17 protein-coding genes and 3 tRNA genes are annotated in these 16,505 nt (G+C 71.8%); 11 read left to right on the top strand and 9 right to left on the bottom strand.

Annotated elements, in window-relative coordinates; all coding sequences use genetic code 11:
- Window positions 1-30: 30 nt before the first annotated feature.
- Window positions 31-1,104 carry a GTP-binding protein gene (locus tag FGI33_RS13085; protein WP_237582006.1) on the bottom strand — a complete coding sequence of 358 codons (1,074 nt, stop codon included), beginning with the start codon at window positions 1,102-1,104 and terminating at the stop codon, window positions 31-33.
- 44 nt (window positions 1,105-1,148) lie between these two features.
- Between FGI33_RS13085 and ykgO the strand changes: the two genes are divergently transcribed.
- Both ykgO and FGI33_RS13095 read left to right on the top strand, forming a co-directional pair.
- Window positions 1,149-1,271, top strand: coding sequence for a type B 50S ribosomal protein L36 (gene ykgO / locus FGI33_RS13090; protein ID WP_011931244.1), 123 nt, complete (start codon window positions 1,149-1,151; stop codon window positions 1,269-1,271).
- A 103-nt stretch (window positions 1,272-1,374) separates the two neighbouring features.
- Window positions 1,375-1,956, top strand: coding sequence for a hypothetical protein (locus FGI33_RS13095; RefSeq protein WP_237582007.1), 582 nt, complete (start codon window positions 1,375-1,377; stop codon window positions 1,954-1,956).
- Between the two features lie 78 nt (window positions 1,957-2,034).
- On the opposite strand, the gene FGI33_RS13100 is transcribed toward FGI33_RS13095, so the two are convergent.
- A tRNA-Leu gene (locus FGI33_RS13100) sits at window positions 2,035-2,121 on the bottom strand.
- A gap of 176 nt (window positions 2,122-2,297) precedes the next feature.
- On the opposite strand from FGI33_RS13100, the gene FGI33_RS13105 reads away from it, so the two are divergent.
- The 7 genes from FGI33_RS13105 to pknB all read left to right on the top strand — a co-directional run bounded on the left by FGI33_RS13105 (window position 2,298) and on the right by pknB (window position 11,487).
- Window positions 2,298-3,029, top strand: a complete 732-nt coding sequence (locus FGI33_RS13105; protein ID WP_119434555.1) for an FhaA domain-containing protein — start codon at window positions 2,298-2,300, stop codon at window positions 3,027-3,029.
- The gene (locus tag FGI33_RS13110) at window positions 3,026-3,610 is read left to right on the top strand and encodes an FHA domain-containing protein FhaB/FipA (RefSeq protein WP_119402840.1); all 585 of its coding nucleotides are present in this window, start codon (window positions 3,026-3,028) and stop codon (window positions 3,608-3,610) included. The genes FGI33_RS13105 and FGI33_RS13110 overlap by 4 nt, the downstream gene beginning before the upstream one ends.
- A gap of 4 nt (window positions 3,611-3,614) precedes the next feature.
- Window positions 3,615-4,877 (top strand): PP2C family protein-serine/threonine phosphatase, encoded by a 1,263-nt coding sequence (locus FGI33_RS13115; protein ID WP_119434556.1) that lies wholly within the window; start codon window positions 3,615-3,617, stop codon window positions 4,875-4,877.
- On the top strand, window positions 4,870-6,267 hold the full coding sequence (locus FGI33_RS13120) for an FtsW/RodA/SpoVE family cell cycle protein (protein ID WP_119434557.1): 1,398 nt from the start codon (window positions 4,870-4,872) through the stop codon (window positions 6,265-6,267). The genes FGI33_RS13115 and FGI33_RS13120 overlap by 8 nt, the downstream gene beginning before the upstream one ends.
- Window positions 6,264-7,715 carry a peptidoglycan D,D-transpeptidase FtsI family protein gene (locus FGI33_RS13125; protein WP_119434558.1) on the top strand — a complete coding sequence of 484 codons (1,452 nt, stop codon included), beginning with the start codon at window positions 6,264-6,266 and terminating at the stop codon, window positions 7,713-7,715. Before FGI33_RS13120 ends, FGI33_RS13125 begins: the two co-directional genes overlap by 4 nt.
- On the top strand, window positions 7,712-9,610 hold the full coding sequence (locus FGI33_RS13130) for a protein kinase domain-containing protein (protein ID WP_237582008.1): 1,899 nt from the start codon (window positions 7,712-7,714) through the stop codon (window positions 9,608-9,610). Before FGI33_RS13125 ends, FGI33_RS13130 begins: the two co-directional genes overlap by 4 nt.
- Before the next feature lie 134 nt (window positions 9,611-9,744).
- On the top strand, window positions 9,745-11,487 hold the full coding sequence (gene pknB / locus FGI33_RS13135; RefSeq protein WP_119433776.1) for a Stk1 family PASTA domain-containing Ser/Thr kinase: 1,743 nt from the start codon (window positions 9,745-9,747) through the stop codon (window positions 11,485-11,487).
- Between the two features lie 122 nt (window positions 11,488-11,609).
- Here the strand turns inward: pknB and FGI33_RS13140 are convergent, their stop codons facing one another.
- From FGI33_RS13140 to FGI33_RS13150, 3 genes are read right to left on the bottom strand one after another with little or no spacing between them, the layout of a single operon-like run.
- Window positions 11,610-12,248 (bottom strand): anthranilate synthase component II, encoded by a 639-nt coding sequence (locus FGI33_RS13140; protein ID WP_119433775.1) that lies wholly within the window; start codon window positions 12,246-12,248, stop codon window positions 11,610-11,612.
- A complete protein-coding gene (locus FGI33_RS13145) occupies window positions 12,245-12,403 on the bottom strand; it encodes a hypothetical protein (RefSeq protein ID WP_182623251.1) in 159 nt (52 codons plus the stop codon). Before FGI33_RS13145 ends, FGI33_RS13140 begins: the two co-directional genes overlap by 4 nt.
- 2 nt (window positions 12,404-12,405) lie before the next feature.
- Entirely contained in the window at window positions 12,406-13,206 is an 801-nt protein-coding gene (locus FGI33_RS13150; RefSeq protein WP_119433774.1) for a class E sortase, read from the bottom strand.
- Between the two features lie 106 nt (window positions 13,207-13,312).
- On the opposite strand from FGI33_RS13150, the gene FGI33_RS13155 reads away from it, so the two are divergent.
- Window positions 13,313-13,552 (top strand): cell division protein CrgA, encoded by a 240-nt coding sequence (locus FGI33_RS13155; protein ID WP_015488825.1) that lies wholly within the window; start codon window positions 13,313-13,315, stop codon window positions 13,550-13,552.
- A 395-nt stretch (window positions 13,553-13,947) separates the two neighbouring features.
- On the opposite strand, the gene FGI33_RS13160 is transcribed toward FGI33_RS13155, so the two are convergent.
- Window positions 13,948-14,811: a rhomboid family intramembrane serine protease gene (locus FGI33_RS13160; protein ID WP_119433773.1), complete on the bottom strand. Its 864-nt coding sequence runs from the start codon at window positions 14,809-14,811 to the stop codon at window positions 13,948-13,950.
- The gene (locus FGI33_RS13165) at window positions 14,811-15,350 is read right to left on the bottom strand and encodes a peptidylprolyl isomerase (RefSeq protein ID WP_015488823.1); all 540 of its coding nucleotides are present in this window, start codon (window positions 15,348-15,350) and stop codon (window positions 14,811-14,813) included. Before FGI33_RS13165 ends, FGI33_RS13160 begins: the two co-directional genes overlap by 1 nt.
- Before the next feature lie 121 nt (window positions 15,351-15,471).
- On the opposite strand from FGI33_RS13165, the gene FGI33_RS13170 reads away from it, so the two are divergent.
- Complete coding sequence (locus FGI33_RS13170) at window positions 15,472-16,098, top strand: hypothetical protein (RefSeq protein ID WP_228503616.1); 627 nt, start codon at window positions 15,472-15,474, stop codon at window positions 16,096-16,098.
- 160 nt (window positions 16,099-16,258) lie between these two features.
- Here FGI33_RS13170 and FGI33_RS13175 read toward each other — a convergent pair.
- Together FGI33_RS13175 and FGI33_RS13180 are read right to left on the bottom strand one after the other, a co-directional pair.
- Window positions 16,259-16,331 (bottom strand) — tRNA-Ala (locus tag FGI33_RS13175).
- 80 nt (window positions 16,332-16,411) lie between these two features.
- A tRNA-Ile gene (locus FGI33_RS13180) sits at window positions 16,412-16,488 on the bottom strand.
- Window positions 16,489-16,505 lie beyond the last annotated feature (17 nt).

The raw sequence follows: 16,505 nt of genomic DNA on the forward strand, positions 1-16,505 counted from the left end.
CGCCGGCCCGCCGCCCGCCGCCCTGACCCGTCAGTCCGCGTCCACCCGGGGGAACGGATCCGCGTACCCGGCCCACGCCGCCGGCCCCGCCGCGAGCTCCGCGCCCGTCAGCACGGCCCGCCCGATCGCCCGCCGCAGCACGGCCGGCCGGAGCCCCACGCCGAAGAAGACGATCTCCGTGCCGTGCGGAGCGCCCTCCTCCCACGGGTCGATCCCGGTCGGCTGCAGCGTCAGCATGGATCCCACGCTCGACCACCCGCCCACCTCGCCGGGCCGCGACGCGAGCGACACGAACCCCTTGGAGCGCAGCACGAGCCCCGCGCGGTCGGGCCGCAGCTCCTCCTCCACGACCCGCGCGAGCCGCTCGGGGTGCAGCGGCCGCGGATCGCCCACGACGACGGATCCCACCGGCCCGTCCAGCCGGTCGACGTCCGCGGGCCGTGACGCGACGCCGGCCGCCGTGAGCTCGCGCATCCACCCGGCCGAGGCCGCGAGGCCCGCCACGTCGCCCCAGCGCGGCAGCCGGTCGAGCGCGAGGGGCCGGCGGGCGTCGAGCACGGCCGCGCGCGGCGCGAGCCGGCGCACGAGCGCGAGCAGCGTGCCGCGCGACTCGAGCGGCACGCGCGCCATCCCGGTCAGCACCACCACGGTCGCGTACTCGACGAGGTCGGCCAGCGTCTCGGCCTCGTCGAAGGCGTCCTCCACGCGCCCGAAGGCGATCGCGTGCAGCCGGTCGGCGGCCACCACCGAGACGACGTGGCGGAGCCCGAAGCCGGATCCCGTCCCGCCGAAGGCGCGCTGCAGCTCGTGCTCGCGGCGCAGCAGCAGGTCGAGCTGCATCCCGGTCGCGCGCGCGTCGGCGGTCGCGGGGATCCCCACCACGGCCTCGGCGCCCGGCCCGCGCGCCGCGAGCTCGTCGAGGAACCGCGCGATGGGCTCGACCGGATCCGCCTCCTCGGGCGGCACCACGAGCACGCTCGCCGCCACGTCGTCGACGGCGTCGCGCAGCACGGCGCGGAGACCGGATCCCCCGCCCACCACGAGGACGACGCCCGACGGCGGCTGCGGGTACGCGGGCAGGGGCAGGTGGTCGCGAGCGGGCATGGGCCTAGTCTATTGAGAACTGTTCTCACGAAAGGACCATCCCCATGAAGGTGCGCAACTCGATCAAGGCCCTGAAGAAGCTGCCCGGCGCGCAGGTCGTGCGCCGCCGCGGCCGCGTCTTCGTCATCAACAAGCAGAACCCGCGGAACAAGGCGCGGCAGGGCTGAGCCGCGGCGCCGGCCGGCCTGTCCGGCGCCCCTCATCTGGGGCGCGGGCTCCGGCCGGCCAATAGATACCGTGGAGACCAGCCGAGCGTCGGGGGGTCGCCGCATGATCGTCGCCGTCATCATCGCCTGCGAGATCGGCTTCTGGGCCGTGCTCGCCGCCGGCCTCGCCGTCCGCTACGCCCTCCGCCGCCCGCGCATCGGCGCCGTGCTGCTCGCGTGCGTGCCCCTCGTGGATCTCGTGCTCCTCGTCGCCGTGACCATCGACCTCCGCGGCGGGGCCACCGCGGACTGGACCCACGGCCTCGCCGCCGCCTACCTCGGAGGATCCGTTGCGTTCGGCCACTCGATGGTGCGCTGGCTCGACGTGCGCTTCGCCCACCGGTTCGCCGGCGGCCCCGCGCCCGTGCGCCCGCCCCGGTCCGGCCGCGCCAGGGTGCGCCACGAGTGGCGGCTCTGGGTCCTCACGGTCGTCGCCTACGCGATCGCCTGCGCCCTGCTCCTCGCCGCCATCGCGTCCGTCGGCGACGCCGCGCGCACCCAGGCGCTCGAGGACTGGATCGCCCGCCTCACGGTGCTCCTCGGCATCTGCACGATCTGGGCGATCGCGTGGACCACATGGCCCGGCCCGGAGCCCACGGCCGGCGCCGAGCCGGCCACGGTCCCCTCCTCGGCGGCCGGCCGCTGAACCGCGCGCCGAGCGGCGGGCCGCGCCACCCGGACATGCGAGAAGGCCCCCGGATCATCCGGGGGCCTTCTGCTCTGCTGGTGCGCGAGGGGGGACTTGAACCCCCACGTCCTCACGGACACACGGACCTGAACCGTGCGCGTCTACCAATTCCGCCACTCGCGCCAACCGGACGACATTATCACGCCGCGGAGCCGATCCCGCGCCGCGGGGGCCCGCATCGGCGCCTCCCCGCGGGCGATCCGCACCCGCCGCCGGGGCCGTGTCCAGGGCGCCGCCCCGCGAGTTGGCTAACATCGCACTATTCATCCGCGGAAGGACCGCGCGAGGACGGATCACACGTGGGAATCCTGGACAACTTCGAGAAGGGCCTCGAGCGCGCCGTCAACGGCGCCTTCGTGAAGACCTTCAAGTCCGGCCTGCAGCCCGTGGAGATCGTCGCGCAGCTGCGCCGCGAGCTCGACACGCACGCCGCCATCGTCGACCGCGACCTCATCCTCGTCCCCAACTCCTTCACCCTCCGCGTCTCCCGCGCCGACCACGAGCGCATGGAGTCCATCGGGTCCACGCTCACCGACGAGCTGCGCCAGGCCGTCGAGCGCCACGCGTCCACGCAGGGCTACCAGTTCGCCGGCGTCGTGCAGGTCGGGTTCCGCCGCGACGACCAGCTGTCCGAGGGCGTGCTCGAGATCGACAGCCGCACGGTCGAGGGCAGCGTCACGTGGATGCCCGTGGTCGACGTCGCGGGCACCCGCCACCCGCTCGCGGTCGGCCGCACGGTCATCGGCCGCGGCAGCGACGCCGACATCACGGTCGACGACCCGGGCACGTCCCGCCGCCACGTCGAGATCGCGTGGGACGGATCCCGCGCCCAGGTCCGCGACCTCGGCTCCACGAACGGCTCCGAGTTGAACGGGGCGCCCGTCACCAAGGCGCCGCTCCCGCCCGAGTCCGTCATCCGCATCGGCCGCACCACCATCACCTTCCGCGTCGTGCCGCACGCCACCGAGGAGCGCGGCGGGCGCGACGCCCGGAGCCCGCGCCACGACGACGGGTTCTGGGGAGCGTCGTGACCGAGCTGACCCTCCTCGTCCTCCGCCTCGCGTTCCTCGCGGTGCTGTGGCTGTTCATCTTCGGCATCGTCTACGCGCTGCGCTCCGACCTCTTCGGCCAGCGCGTGCGGAAGCTGCGCGAGGAGACGGGCTCGGCCGGTGGATCCCCGTTCCCGCAGTCCCCCTACTCCGCGTCGGCGGCGGCTCCGCCCAGGTCCCCGCAGCCGAACGTGCAGCCGCCGCCCATCTCGACGATGCCGTCCGGAGCCAACTCGGGCGCCGTCCCGTCCCGCGCGAAGGCCACCACGTCCACCGCGCGGCACCTCGTCATCACGTCGGGCGCCAAGGCCGGCACCGAGATACCGCTCGGCACCGAGCCGCTCACGATCGGGCGCTCGAGCGAGTCGGGCCTCATGATCCGCGACGACTACACGTCCACCCACCACGCGCGCCTGCTGCTCTGGAACGACGAGTGGATGATCCAGGACCTCGACTCGACCAACGGCACCTTCCTCGACGGCAAGCGCGTGAGCGTGCCGACGCAGGTGCCGCTCGACACGCCGATCCGCATCGGCGCGACCAGCTTCGAGCTCAGGCGGTAGCGGCGTGGCGACAGTGACGCAGGCCGCTGCCGTCTCCCACGTGGGCAAGGTCCGGTCGAACAACCAGGACTCGGGCTACGCGGGGCGGAACCTCTTCGTCGTCGCCGACGGCATGGGCGGGCACGCGGGCGGCGACGTCGCCTCCGCGGTCGCCCTCACCCGTATCGTCGAGGCCGACAAGCCGTACGCCTCCGCCCACGACGCCGAGTTCGCGCTCCAGGCCGGCCTCGTCGCCGCCAACCAGCTCCTCGCCGAGACCGTGTTCGAGCACTCCGAGCTCACCGGGATGGGCACCACCGTCAGCGCGCTCGCCCGCGTCGACCGCCACGTCGCCATCGCCCACATCGGCGACTCGCGCATCTACCTCTTCCGCCGCGGGGAGCTCAGCCAGATCTCCGCCGACCACACCTTCGTGCAGCGCCTCGTCGACAGCGGCCGCATCACCCCGGAGGAGGCGCTCGTCCACCCGCGCCGCTCCGTGCTGATGCGCGTGCTCGGCGACGTCGACGCCGCGCCCGAGGTCGACACGCAGGTGCTCGACACGCACACGGGCGACCGCTGGCTGCTCTGCTCGGACGGCCTCAGCAGCTACGTGTCCGAGGAGCGGATCACCGAGATCCTCGCGACCGCGGGCACGCCCGACACCGTCGCCGACGCCCTCGTGAAGGAGTCGCTCGACCACGGCGCCCCCGACAACGTCACGGTCGTGGTGGTCGACGTGCTCGACGAGGACGACGCCACCGCCGCCTCCCGGCCCGAGCCGGAGCCGGTGCTGGTCGGATCCGCGTCGCAGCCCCTCGCGTTCGGCGACGAGCCCGCGAAGCGCGCCGTCCGCATCCCCTCGCTCCTGCTGCACCCGCTGCGCGCCACGACGGCCGCGCGCGACGCGCAGTTCGAGCCGGAGTCGGACCAGTACCTCGAGGCCCTCATCGCCGAGGACAAACGTCGCGCCCTCCGCCGCCGCGTCACCTGGCTGGTCGGCGTCGCGCTGATCCTCGCGGGCCTCGTGCTCGCGTGCTTCCTCGGCTACCGCTGGACCCAGTCGCGCTACTACGTGGGCGAGTCCGAGGGCACGGTCGCGGTCTACAACGGCGTGCAGCAGACCATCGGCCCGATCGAGCTCTCGCACGTCTACGCGCGCACCGAGGTGCGGGTCGACGACCTCCAGCCCTTCTACCGGCAGCAGGTGGAGCAGACCATCAACGCCGACTCGCTCGCGGGTGCCCAGGAGATCGTCAACCGGCTGCAGGAGGCCGCGCGTGGCTAGCGCCGGCGTGACGGCCGCCCCCGCGCGCGGCCGCGAGCGCGCGCCCAAGGTGCCGCGGATCCGCGTGCCCCGCCGGCTCCGCGACCTCGAGCTCGCGCTCGTCGTGCTGGCCTCCGTCATCAACGGCGGTGCCCTGTACCTCGTGCAGCTCGGCGCGCTCGGCGCGTTCGACCGGAGCTTCTTCCTCCCCGCCACCGGCCTCGCGGTCCTGGTGCTCGGCATGCACGTGGCGCTGCGGTGGCTCGCGCCCGACGCGGATCCGTTCATCCTCCCCATCGCCACCGTGCTCAACGGCCTGGGGATCGCCGCCATCTACCGCCTCGACCTCGCCGGCGGGTACTCCGGCTGGGACAGCGTGGCCGTCCGGCAGATCGTCTGGTCGGGCCTCGCCATCGTGTGCGCGCTCGCGGTCATCGTGCTGCTGAAGAACCACCGCGTGCTGCAGCGCTACCGCTACATCGCCATGTTCGTCGGCCTCATCCTGCTGCTCCTGCCGATGCTCCCCGTCATCGGCCAGAACATCAACGGCGCGCGCGTCTGGATCCACATCGGCGGCTTCTCGTTCCAGCCCGGCGAGATCGCGAAGATCTGCCTCGCGGTCTTCTTCGCGGGCTACCTCGTCACCGCGCGCGACAGCCTCTCCATGGTGGGCGTGAAGGTGCTCGGGATGCGCTTCCCGCGCGTCCGCGACCTCGGCCCGATCCTCCTGGTGTGGGCGGTCTCGATGAGCGTGCTCGTCTTCCAGCGCGACCTCGGCACGTCGCTCCTCTACTTCGGCCTCTTCATCGTCATGACCTACGTGAGCACGGGCCGCATCGGCTGGGTCGTGCTCGGCCTCGTCCTGTTCCTCGGCGGCGCGTACGGCGCGAGCACCCTCGGCTACGTCGGCGGCCGCGTCGACGCGTGGCTGAAGCCGTTCGACCCGGCCGTGTACGACGCGCAGGGCGGCAGCTACCAGCTCGTCACGGGCCTGTTCGGCATGGCCGACGGCGGCCTGTTCGGTCGGGGGCTCGGCAGCGGCATGCCCAACCTCACGCCGCTCGCCAACAGCGACTTCATCCTCGCGAGCCTCGGCGAGGAGCTCGGCCTCACGGGCGTCTTCGCGATCCTCGCGCTCTACCTGCTCCTCGTCTCGCGCGGCTTCCGCATCGGCTTCGCCGGGCAGGACGACTTCGGCAAGCTCCTCGGCATCGGTCTGTCGTTCGTCATCGCGCTGCAGGTCTTCATCGTCATCGGCGGCGTCACGCGCGTCATCCCGCTCACGGGCCTCACGACGCCGTTCATGGCGGCGGGCGGATCCTCGCTGCTGGCCAACTGGATCATCGCGGCCCTGCTCCTCCGCCTCTCCGACACCGTCCGCAACCAGCCCCGATTGGTGGTCGAGTCGTGAACCGCGAGCTGAAGCGCGTCTCCGTGTTCGTCCTGGCCATGTTCGTGGCCCTGTTCGTCGCGGCATCGGTCATCCAGGTCATCCAGGCGCCCACGCTGCAGGCGGATCCGCGCAACAGCCGCACCATCATCGCGAGCTACTCGGCCGAGCGCGGCTCGATCCTCGTCGACGGCACGCCCATCGCCTCCTCCGTCCCGGTCGACGACCGCTACAAGTTCCTCCGCACCTACGCGCAGCCCGACCTCTACAGCGCGGTCACCGGCTACTACACGCTCGGCCAGGGATCCACGGGCCTCGAGGACTCCATGAACGACGTCCTGAGCGGCACGAGCGGGACGCAGTTCTTCGACAGCCTCACGCGCACCTTCACCGGGCAGGACCCGAAGGGCGCGTCGGTCGAGCTGACGATCGACCCGGCGGTGCAGCAGGCGGCGTACGACGCGCTCGGGTCCCTGCAGGGCTCCGTGGTCGCGATCGAGCCGTCCACCGGCCGCATCCTCGCGATGGTCTCCAAGCCCGGCTACGACCCCAACGCGCTGGCGTCGCACGACCGCGAGGCCGTGCAGCAGAGCTACTCGTCGCTCCTCGCCGACCCGTCGAACCCGCTCATCAACCGCGCGGTCAACAGCCTCAACCCGCCCGGATCCACGTTCAAGCTCATCACCGCGGCCGCCGCCATCGAGTCGGGCCAGTACACGCCCGACTCCCTGCTGCCGAACCCCGCGACCTTCACGCTGCCCGGCACGGGCACGGTCATCACCAACGCCGGCGAGGGCGCGTGCGGCTCCGAGCCCGAGGTGTCCATCGCGACCGCGCTGCGCCTCAGCTGCAACATCCCGTTCGCGCAGCTGGGCATCGCGCTCGGCTCCGAGCGGATCGCGGCGATGGCCGACGCCTTCGGCTACGGGAAGTCGATCGACGTCCCCATGGCCAGCGCCAAGAGCGTCTTCTCCCCCGACCTCGACGACGCCCAGACCGCCCAGTCCGCGTTCGGGCAGCTCGACGTGCGCGCCACGCCGCTGCAGACCGCCATGGTCACGGCCGGCATCGCGAACGGCGGCGAGGTCATGAAGCCGACCGTCGTCGACAGCGTGCTCAACCCCGACCTGAGCGAGCTCTCCGGCTTCTCGGCCAGCCGCTTCGCCGACCCGATCTCGAAGGAGACCGCCGACACCATGACCCGGATGATGATCGACGACGTCCAGAGCGGCGTCGCGTCGAATGCGAGAATCAGTGGCGTCGACGTGGCCGGGAAGACGGGCACCGCCCAGAACGGCGCCGACGACCCGTACACGCTGTGGTTCACCGGCTTCGCGCCGGCGGAGTCGCCGAAGGTGGCGGTCGCGGTCCTGGTCGAGGACGGCGGCGGACGAGGACGATCGGGCTCGGGGAACACCCTCGCCGCCCCCGTGGCGAAGAAAGTGATTGAGGCGGTGCTGGACAGATGAGACCCACGAGCGGACTGACCTTCGGAGGGCGTTACCAGCTGGGCGATCGCATCGCCATCGGCGGCATGGGCGAGGTGTGGGAGGCCACCGACCTCGTCATCGGACGCAAGGTCGCCATCAAGATCCTCAAGGACGAGTACCTCGGCGACCCCGGATTCCTGGAGCGCTTCCGCGCCGAGGCCCGCCACGCCGCGCTCGTCAACCACGAGGGCATTGCCAACGTCTTCGACTACGGCGAGGAGGACGGCAGCGCCTTCCTCGTGATGGAGCTCGTGCCCGGCGAGGCGCTCTCCACCATCCTCGAGCGCGAGCGCGTGCTGTCCACCGACAAGGTGCTCGACATCATCGCCCAGACCGCGCTGGCCCTCCACGCCGCGCACCAGGCCGGGCTCGTCCACCGCGACATCAAGCCCGGCAACCTGCTCATCACGCCCGACGGCCGCGTGAAGATCACCGACTTCGGCATCGCGCGCATCGCCGACCAGGTGCCGCTCACCGCCACCGGCCAGGTGATGGGCACCGTGCAGTACCTCTCGCCCGAGCAGGCGAGCGGCCACCCCGCGTCGCCCTCCACCGACGTCTACTCGATGGGCATCGTGGCGTACGAATGCCTGGCGGGCCGTCGCCCCTTCACGGGCGAGTCGCAGGTCGCCATCGCCATGGCCCAGATCAACGAGCAGCCGCCCGAGCTCCCCGTCACGGTCGCCGAGCCCGTGCGCAACCTCGTCATGTCGTGCATCGCGAAGAAGCCGGCCGACCGTCCGCAGAGCGCCGCGCACCTCGCGCGCGCCGCGCAGGCGCTCCGCCGTGGCGACGTCGCCACCGCAACCATCGCGGTCGCGGCCGTCGCCGGTGCCGCCGCGCTGGCGGATCCCGCGCCCACGCAGGCCACCCAGCTCATGCCGTCCGGCCGCCGCGCCGCCGACACGGGCGCGACCACGGTCCTCGCCTCCGCCGCGCCGCGCGCCGGCGCGGCGGATCCCTTCCTGCTCGACGGCGCGGACGACGACGAGCCCGAGGAGCCGCGCGCCCGCAAGCGCGCCATCTGGATCTTCGTCGTCGTCGCGCTCCTGGTGGTCGGCGCCATCGTGGCGGGCGTCATCGCCCTCACGGCGGGCCAGCGCAACGACGACGCCGCACCGGCACCCACCGAGACGAGCGCGTCCCCCTCTCCGAGCGCGTCGCCGTCCCCGTCCCCCACCCCGTCGCCCACCGCCAGCACCGTGGACGTCAACCGCGACGACTACCTCGGCCGCGACCAGAAGACGGTCACGGAGGAGCTCACCGCCCTCGGCCTCAAGGTCACCGTCATCACGGGCAGCGCCGCGCCGTCCGGCGAGGAGGAGGGCAACGTCACGGCCATCACCCCGACCGGCAGCGTCGCCAAGGGCGCCACCATCCAGATCACGGCCTTCGGGGCGCCCACCCTGCCCACGACGGCGCCGGGCACGCCCACCGTCGACCCCACGAGCGTCCGCGTCGGCCAGTCGGTCGACATCTCCTGGCCCGCGTACTCCTGCCCCGCCGGCCAGACGCTGAACGGGTACCAGATCCAGACGGATACCGTCTCGCAGGGCGCCACCGGAACCTGGAGCGGCAGCACGAACCCGACGAACGCGCAGACCACGTCGGGCGAGATCAAGGCGGGCACGAACCCGGGCACGTTCACCGTCAAGTACCTGGCCATCTGCGGCACCAACGAGTCGCCCTACAGCAGCACGGTCACCGTCACCGTCGAGGCCGCTCCCGGCGGAGCCGGCACCGGCGGCGGCACCGGCGGGGACACGGGCACGGGCGGAGGAGCCGGCGGCGGCACGACCGGCATGGCGCCGACCCCCGCGCCGGGCCGCGCCGACGAGCGCTCGCTCGTCTCCAGCTCCCGCCGGAACCCCTGACCGGAGCCTTCCGAGGGGGCGGACGAGGACGCGTCGCCCGCCCCCGTCCACGCCTCGCGGAGCCGCCCGGATCCCCAGCCGACCCCCGGTAAGCTCGTCCCCGTCCGAATCCCGATCCCGACGAGAGGCAGTCCGTGACCGACACCCGTGTGCTGGGCGGCCGCTACGAGGTCGGGGCGCTGCTGGGTCGCGGGGGCATGGCCGACGTCTTCGAGGGCGTCGACTCCCGCCTCGGTCGTCGCGTCGCCGTCAAGGTCCTCCGCCGTGGCCTCGCCGAGGATCCGTCCTTCCGCAGCCGCTTCCGCCAGGAGGCCCAGGCGGCCGCGCGCATGTCGCACCCCACCATCGTGCGGGTGTTCGACGCCGGCGAGGACGTCGTCACGGACCAGGACGGCGCGTCGCACACGGTCCCCTTCATCGTCATGGAGCGGGTCGAGGGTCGCCTCCTGAAGGACGTGATCACCGACGGGCCGGTCGACCCCGACGAGGCGGTCCGCATCATGGGCCAGGTCCTCACGGCCCTCGAGTACTCGCACCGCGCCGGCGTCGTCCACCGCGACATCAAGCCGGGCAACATCATGGTCACGCCCACCGGCCAGGTGAAGGTCATGGACTTCGGCATCGCCCGCGCCGTGTCCGACACCTCGGCTACCATCGCGCAGACCACCGCCATCCTCGGCACCGCCCGCTACTTCTCCCCCGAGCAGGCCAAGGGCGAGTCCGTCGACGCGCGCACCGACCTCTACTCGGCCGGCGTCGTCCTCTTCGAGATGCTCACGGGCCAGGCGCCGTTCCGCGCCGACACCGCCGTCGCCGTCGCGTACCAGCACGTCAGCGAGACCCCGGTCGCCCCGAGCTCCGTCCAGGAGGCGGTCTCCCCCCAGCTCGACCAGGTCGTGCTGCACGCCATGGCGAAGGACCGCTACGCCCGCTTCCAGACGGCCGGCGACTTCCGCACCGACCTCGATCGCGCCGCCGCGGGCACGCTCGCGCCCCGCGAGGCGCCGACCAACGACGTCGGCGCCACCCTCTTCGGCGCTCCGGCCGGCCCCACCTCCTCCCAGCAGGCGCTCCGCCAGCTCGGCGTCGACGACGACCGCACGGTGCGCACGCAGAGCCGTCCGCCGGTGCCGTGGATCTGGGCGGGCGTCACCGTCGTCGTCGTGATCCTCATCGCCGTGGTCATCTGGGTCACGAACCTGAGCAGCATCGGACCGCCGGACATCAGCCCCACCGTCCCGGACGTCACGGGATCCACCTACTCCAGCGCGGCCGCCGCGCTCGAGGAGGCCGACCTCGTGCCGCTGGAGCGCGAGGAGGCCAGCACCTCCGTCGCGGAGGGCGTCGTGCTGCGCACCAACCCGGACGCGGGCGAGAACGTCGCCTCCAAGACCGAGATCGACGTGTTCGTGTCCTCCGGTCCGCCGGAGGTGCAGGTACCGAACGTCATGAACATGGACGAGGGCACGGCGACCGCGGCCCTGGAGGCCGCGGGGCTGAAGGTGGGCGAGGTCGTCCGGCAACCCTCGCCGACGGTGCCCGACGGGGTCGTCATGCAGACGGATCCGGCGTCCTCGCAGCAGGTCGACCAGGGTTCCGCGGTCCAGCTCATCCTCTCCAACGGCAAGGTCTCCCTGCCCGACGTGCTCGGGCAGCCCCTGGCCGACGCCCAGAAGCTGCTCGAGGCATCCGACCTGGTCGTGACCACGCGCCGCGACCCCTCCTGCGGCCGAGTCGACGGATCCCCCGTGATCCAGCAGTCGGTCCCGCCGGGCGACGTCCCCCAGCGCTCGACGGTCGCCCTGACCTACTGCACGGGCACGGTCCGCAGCACGCCGGCGCCGAGCACGACGTCCCCGGCTCCCACGCAGGGCTGATCCGCAGCCTCCCGCCCGGGTCACGGTAGCGGGGACGGCCTTCACCCCCGGCCGGTGGGAGGCCTCGGCGGAGGGCGCGACCGAGAGCGCGACGAGCCGACGGCCCGGGCCACGCGGCTGGCTCAGGCCACGCGCACCAGGGGCGAGAGCCGCGAGGACGTGTCGCGCGCTCCGGTGAGCCCGGCCCCCTCGAGCCAGTTGCCCAGCATGCGGTAGCCGCCCTCCGTCAGGACGGACTCCGGGTGGAACTGCACGCCGACGATGGGCGCCGCCTCGTGACGCAGGCCCATGATGACCCCGCCCTCGGTGCGGGACGTGACCACCAGGTCCGACGGGACGGTGCCGTCGACGACGGCCAGCGAGTGGTACCGCGTGGCCGTGAACGGCTGCGGCACACCCAGGTAGAACTCCCCGTCGTCGTGCGTGACCAGCGAGGTCTTGCCGTGCATGAGCTCCTCGGCGTTCGTGACCGTGGCGCCGAACGCCTCCGCGATGGCCTGGTGCCCCAGGCAGACGCCGAGCAAAGGGGTGCCGGATGCGAGGGCAGCTGTCACCGTGGGGATCGAGACGCCCGCCTCCGACGGCTTGCCCGGTCCCGGGGACACGAGCACCGCGTCGTAATCCGAGATGACCCCGGCCATGTCGGAGTCGGCGTGGTCGTCGTTGCGCATGACCACGGTCTCGGCGCCCAGCTGCTGCAGGTAGCCGTTCAGCGTGTAGACGAAGCTGTCGTAGTTGTCGATGACGAGGACGCGTGTCACTGATGCACCGTGACTTCCTGGGTGTTGACGATGGAGTCGACCCAGGGGAAGACCCAGACGACGAGGCAGAAGAGGATCGCCGCGAGCAGCACGAGCACGATGATCAGCCGAACCCACACCGGCCCGGGGAGGACGCGCCAGAAGGCCGCGTACACGCTCAGCCCGCCTTCGCGAACGACGTGCCGGCCAATGCGGCGGGCGTGGACGCATCGGAGCGGGGCTGCCAGGACTCGAAGACGCTGTACGCGATGACGCGCTCGGCGGCGGAGAAGAGCGGGTTGCAGCTCGTCATCGTGAGGATGCGGTCACCGGGCTGCGCGTCCGGTGCCTGGGGCACCTCGTCGAGCACGTCGACTCCGGTGGGCTTCACGTACTCGAGTGTACGGAAGCGGTACGTGTACCAGCCGTCCTGCGTCTCGACCACGATGGCGTCGCCCACCCGCAGGTCGGTGATCTGGTTGAAGGGCTTGCCGTAGGTGGTGCGGTGCGCCGCGACGGCGAAGTTCCCGACCTGCCCGGGCATCTGCGTCTCGCGGTAGTGGCCGATCTTGCCGTGGTTGAGCACGCTCGAGAGGCCGACCCCCGTCGCGACCGGCACGACGTAGTCGGGCCCGAATCGCGGGATGTAGATGTTGCCGAAGTCCGTGGCATCGGTGAAGGGCGCCTGGGTGATGACCGGATCCCCCGGCGCCGCGGGCGACGCGGACGGGTCGGGGGTGGTCGCCGCGTCCGGCGCGGCCGTGGCCCAGCTCCGGCTGTTCTCCAGGGCCTGGTCGCGCTGGCCGCTGCTGACCACGATGTCGTTGAACCACAGCTGCCACCCCAGGAACAGCATGATCAGCACGCCGGCCGTGAGGAGCAGCTCGCCGAGGACGCCGACTGTGCCGAGCAGCGCATCCCCCCGCCTGCCGCGGCGCCGCGTCGCGCGGCGAGAGGGGGCGGGATCCTGAGCGCTCATGTGCCGATTGTAGGCGGCGCGCCTGCAGGGGACGCCCGCCAGGAGCGCGCCGTGGGCCGGGGCATCCTCCCGGCCCGGTGGAGGAGGGTACGGCTAGAATCGCCGCATGGCCCGCGACAAGACGACGAGACCCTCCCGCCAGGAACGCGTGCGCGACGAGGACGCCCCGAACCCCGTGTGGTTCAAGCCCATCATGTTCGGCTTCATGCTCGTCGGCCTCGCGTGGCTCATCGTGTACTACGTCAGCCTCAACGCCTTCCCCATCCCGGACCTCGGCGTCGGCAACATCCTCATCGGATTCGGCCTCATCCTGGTCGGCTTCCTGATGACCACCAGGTGGCGCTGACCCCAGCGCCGACAGGAGAGCCCGTCACCACTCGCTGGTGACGGGCTCTCCTGCATCTCCGGCAGTGCCCGCCCCGAGGTTCGACGTTGTCCACAGAGGTCCTGTGCACAACCCTCCACACATGTGGAGAACCGCGCTGAGCGTTCCGCCGGATCCCGCCAGCACGGCGGGTTACCCGCGGAAGCCCACGTGCGTGGCGATCTGGTCGTGCTCGACACCGTCCCACGCCCTCGGGGGCACTCCCCCGTCGGGCGCTAATCACACGCGTGTAACTATCCCCACTGTGGAGTGGCCTGTGGATAACCTCGCCATGCCCATCGCGCACGCGGATCGATCGCCTCGGGTACGACGAACGCGCCGCCCCCGAGAGGACGGCGCGTGCACGTGCGGATCGGTCAGAGGGTGACGGGGAAGACGGCGGCCGCGATCAGGATCGCCGCCGCGAGGCCCACGAGCGAGCCGATCTGCGCGCCGCGCTGGCGGGCGTCCCGCGTCCGAAGGAGCACGAGGGCCACGAGGGCGCCGGTGACGAGGCCGCCGACATGGGCCTGCCAGGAGACGCCCTGCACGACGAAGCCGAGCAGCAGGTTGAGCACGATGATGCCGAGGAGCGGGCCGACGTTCCCGCCGAGCTTGCGGGCGAGGACGAAGTAGCCGCCCATGAGCCCGAAGATCGCGCCGGATGCGCCGACCACGGCCTGCAGGGGCTCGCCCATGGCGGCGCCGATGAGCTCGACGCCGAGGGATCCGCCGAGCGCCGAGATCAGGAACAGGGCGAGGAAGCGGGCGCGTCCGAGCATGGGCTCGAGCACGCGGCCGAAGACGAAGACCGACAGCATGTTGAGCAGGATGTGGAAGATGCTCGACGGCGAGTGCGTGAACGCGCTCGTGAGCATCCGCCACGGCTCGTAGTCACCGGAAGCGACGCTGCCGTAGACGGGTGCGAACCACAGCGACGTGGTCACGTAGTCCCCGACGACGGGCAGCACCTGCAGGATCCATACCACGGCGCAGACAGCCATGATCGCGTACGTCACGACGGGCGCGGAGCTCCGCGTCATCCGCGTGACGAACGGGGCTCGGGAACGGGGAGCGGTACGACGCTGCTCCTTCATGTCCTCCGGGCAGATCACCCCGACGGCGGCCGGCGTCTGGCACTCGGGGCAGATGGTCCGCCCGCATCGCTGGCACAGCACGAAGCTCTGCCGGTCGGGGTGCCGGTAGCAGCGGTCGGCCGCCGTACGGGGTGAGTCGGTCATCAGACCTTCTCGACGGTGACGCTCTCGATCACGACGTCCTCGCGGGGACGGTCGCGGCCGTCGGTCGGGACGGCGTTGAGCGCGTCGACGACCTTCTTGGACGCGTCGTCGGCGACCTCGCCGAAGATCGTGTGCTTGCCCTGGAGCCAGGTGGTGGGTGCCGTGGTGATGAAGAACTGCGAGCCGTTCGTGCCGCGGCCGCCCTGGGTGCCGGCGTTCGCCATGGCGAGGATGTAGGGCTTCGAGAAGTCGAGGTCGCGGCTGATCTCGTCGTCGAACTGGTAGCCCGGGCCGCCGGTGCCCTGGCCGAGCGGGTCGCCGCCCTGGAGCATGAAGTCCTTGATGATGCGGTGGAAGACGACGCCGTCGTAGAGCGGGTCGGTCGACTTCTTGCCGGTCTGGGGGTGGGTCCACTCCTTCTCGCCGGTGGCGAGGCCGACGAAGTTCTCGACGGTCTGGGGCGCGTGCGACCCGAAGAGGTTGAGGACGATGGTGCCGTGGTTGGTCGTCATGGTGGCGACGTGAGTGTGCGCAGACATGGAGCAATGGTCTCACGGCGGAGCTGGGACTCGGCGGACGCACAGGGTCCGTCGTGTTTGCCCGCAGAGGCACCCGTGCCAGACTGAAGATCCTGGCGAAATCACACCGATGGAGGTCCCCTTGGGTCTGTCACGCAAGAACAAGAAGGAGTTGGCGAAGCTCCGCACCCACGCGGCCGCCGTCCTCAAGGAGCAGCGCGAGGTCCTCGACCGGGCCAACGTCGTCGTGGCCGAGGCCGCGCACACCGCGCGCAAGCTCTCCGACCAGCACGTCGTCCCCGCCGTTAAGCGCGGCGTCGACGACCACATCCGTCCTGGCTACGAGGCCGGCGCCGAGCGCGTCCGCACCGCGGCCGACTCCGCCTACAAGGGCTTCACGCACACGGTCCTCCCGGCCGTCGCCGGCGCAGCGGGGTCCGCTGTCGCCGCGACCGAGGGCATCCGCAACAGCAAGCAGGTCAAGGACGCGGTCAAGAAGGCCGGCAAGGTCTCCTCCAAGGCGCAGGAGTTCGGCAAGCACTACGTCGACAACGGCCGCTCCTACGTGGGCCGCTACGTCCCGCAGGTCGCTCCGGCGAAGAAGGGCCTCGGCTTCGGCGGCGTCGCCCTCATCGCGCTCGGCGTCGTGGTGGTCGGCGGCGTCGGCTACGCGCTGTACCAGACGTTCCGCGCGGACGACGACCTGTGGATCGCCGACGACGAGCCCGAGGCCGTCGACGCGACCACGAAGGACCAGCCCGCGAGCTGATCCCCGTCTCGCTCTGACAGAGGCCCGGACACCGACAGGTGTCCGGGCCTTCGTCATGCGACGGTCGGGATGATGCCGAAGGCGGGTGGACGTGCATCCGCGGCGATCCGGCACCACAGGATGCCGGCGAGCGAAGAGGAGCCCGAGGGCGGGCGGGATGTGGAGTCACGGGGAATCGAACCCCGGACCTCCTGCTTGCAAAGCAGGCGCTCTACCAATTGAGCTATGACCCCGATCGGCGAGCCTCGGATCGCGCTGCGATCGACCGACTCGGTGCCCGCCATGCCCCCGGATCATGCGGATCCGGGGGTGTTGGTGGGGATACCAGGATTTGAACCTGGGACCTCTTCATTATCAGTGAAGCGCTCTAACCAACTGAGCTATATCCCCATCGGGCAGGTACACGT

This window comes from Clavibacter phaseoli (assembly GCF_021922925.1).
GTDB lineage: Bacteria > Actinomycetota > Actinomycetes > Actinomycetales > Microbacteriaceae > Clavibacter > Clavibacter phaseoli.

Bases quoted from the DNA above. Each gene is read 5' to 3' on its own strand.
- FGI33_RS13085 (WP_237582006.1), bottom strand. From the start codon at position 1,104: ATGCCCGCTCGCGACCACCTGCCCCTGCCCGCGTACCCGCAGCCGCCG.
- ykgO (WP_011931244.1), top strand. From the start codon at position 1,149: ATGAAGGTGCGCAACTCGATCAAGGCCCTGAAGAAGCTGCCCGGCGCG.
- FGI33_RS13095 (WP_237582007.1), top strand. From the start codon at position 1,375: ATGATCGTCGCCGTCATCATCGCCTGCGAGATCGGCTTCTGGGCCGTG.
- FGI33_RS13130 (WP_237582008.1), top strand. From the start codon at position 7,712: ATGAGACCCACGAGCGGACTGACCTTCGGAGGGCGTTACCAGCTGGGC.
- FGI33_RS13150 (WP_119433774.1), bottom strand. From the start codon at position 13,206: ATGAGCGCTCAGGATCCCGCCCCCTCTCGCCGCGCGACGCGGCGCCGC.
- FGI33_RS13155 (WP_015488825.1), top strand. From the start codon at position 13,313: ATGGCCCGCGACAAGACGACGAGACCCTCCCGCCAGGAACGCGTGCGC.
- FGI33_RS13160 (WP_119433773.1), bottom strand. From the start codon at position 14,811: ATGACCGACTCACCCCGTACGGCGGCCGACCGCTGCTACCGGCACCCC.
- FGI33_RS13165 (WP_015488823.1), bottom strand. From the start codon at position 15,350: ATGTCTGCGCACACTCACGTCGCCACCATGACGACCAACCACGGCACC.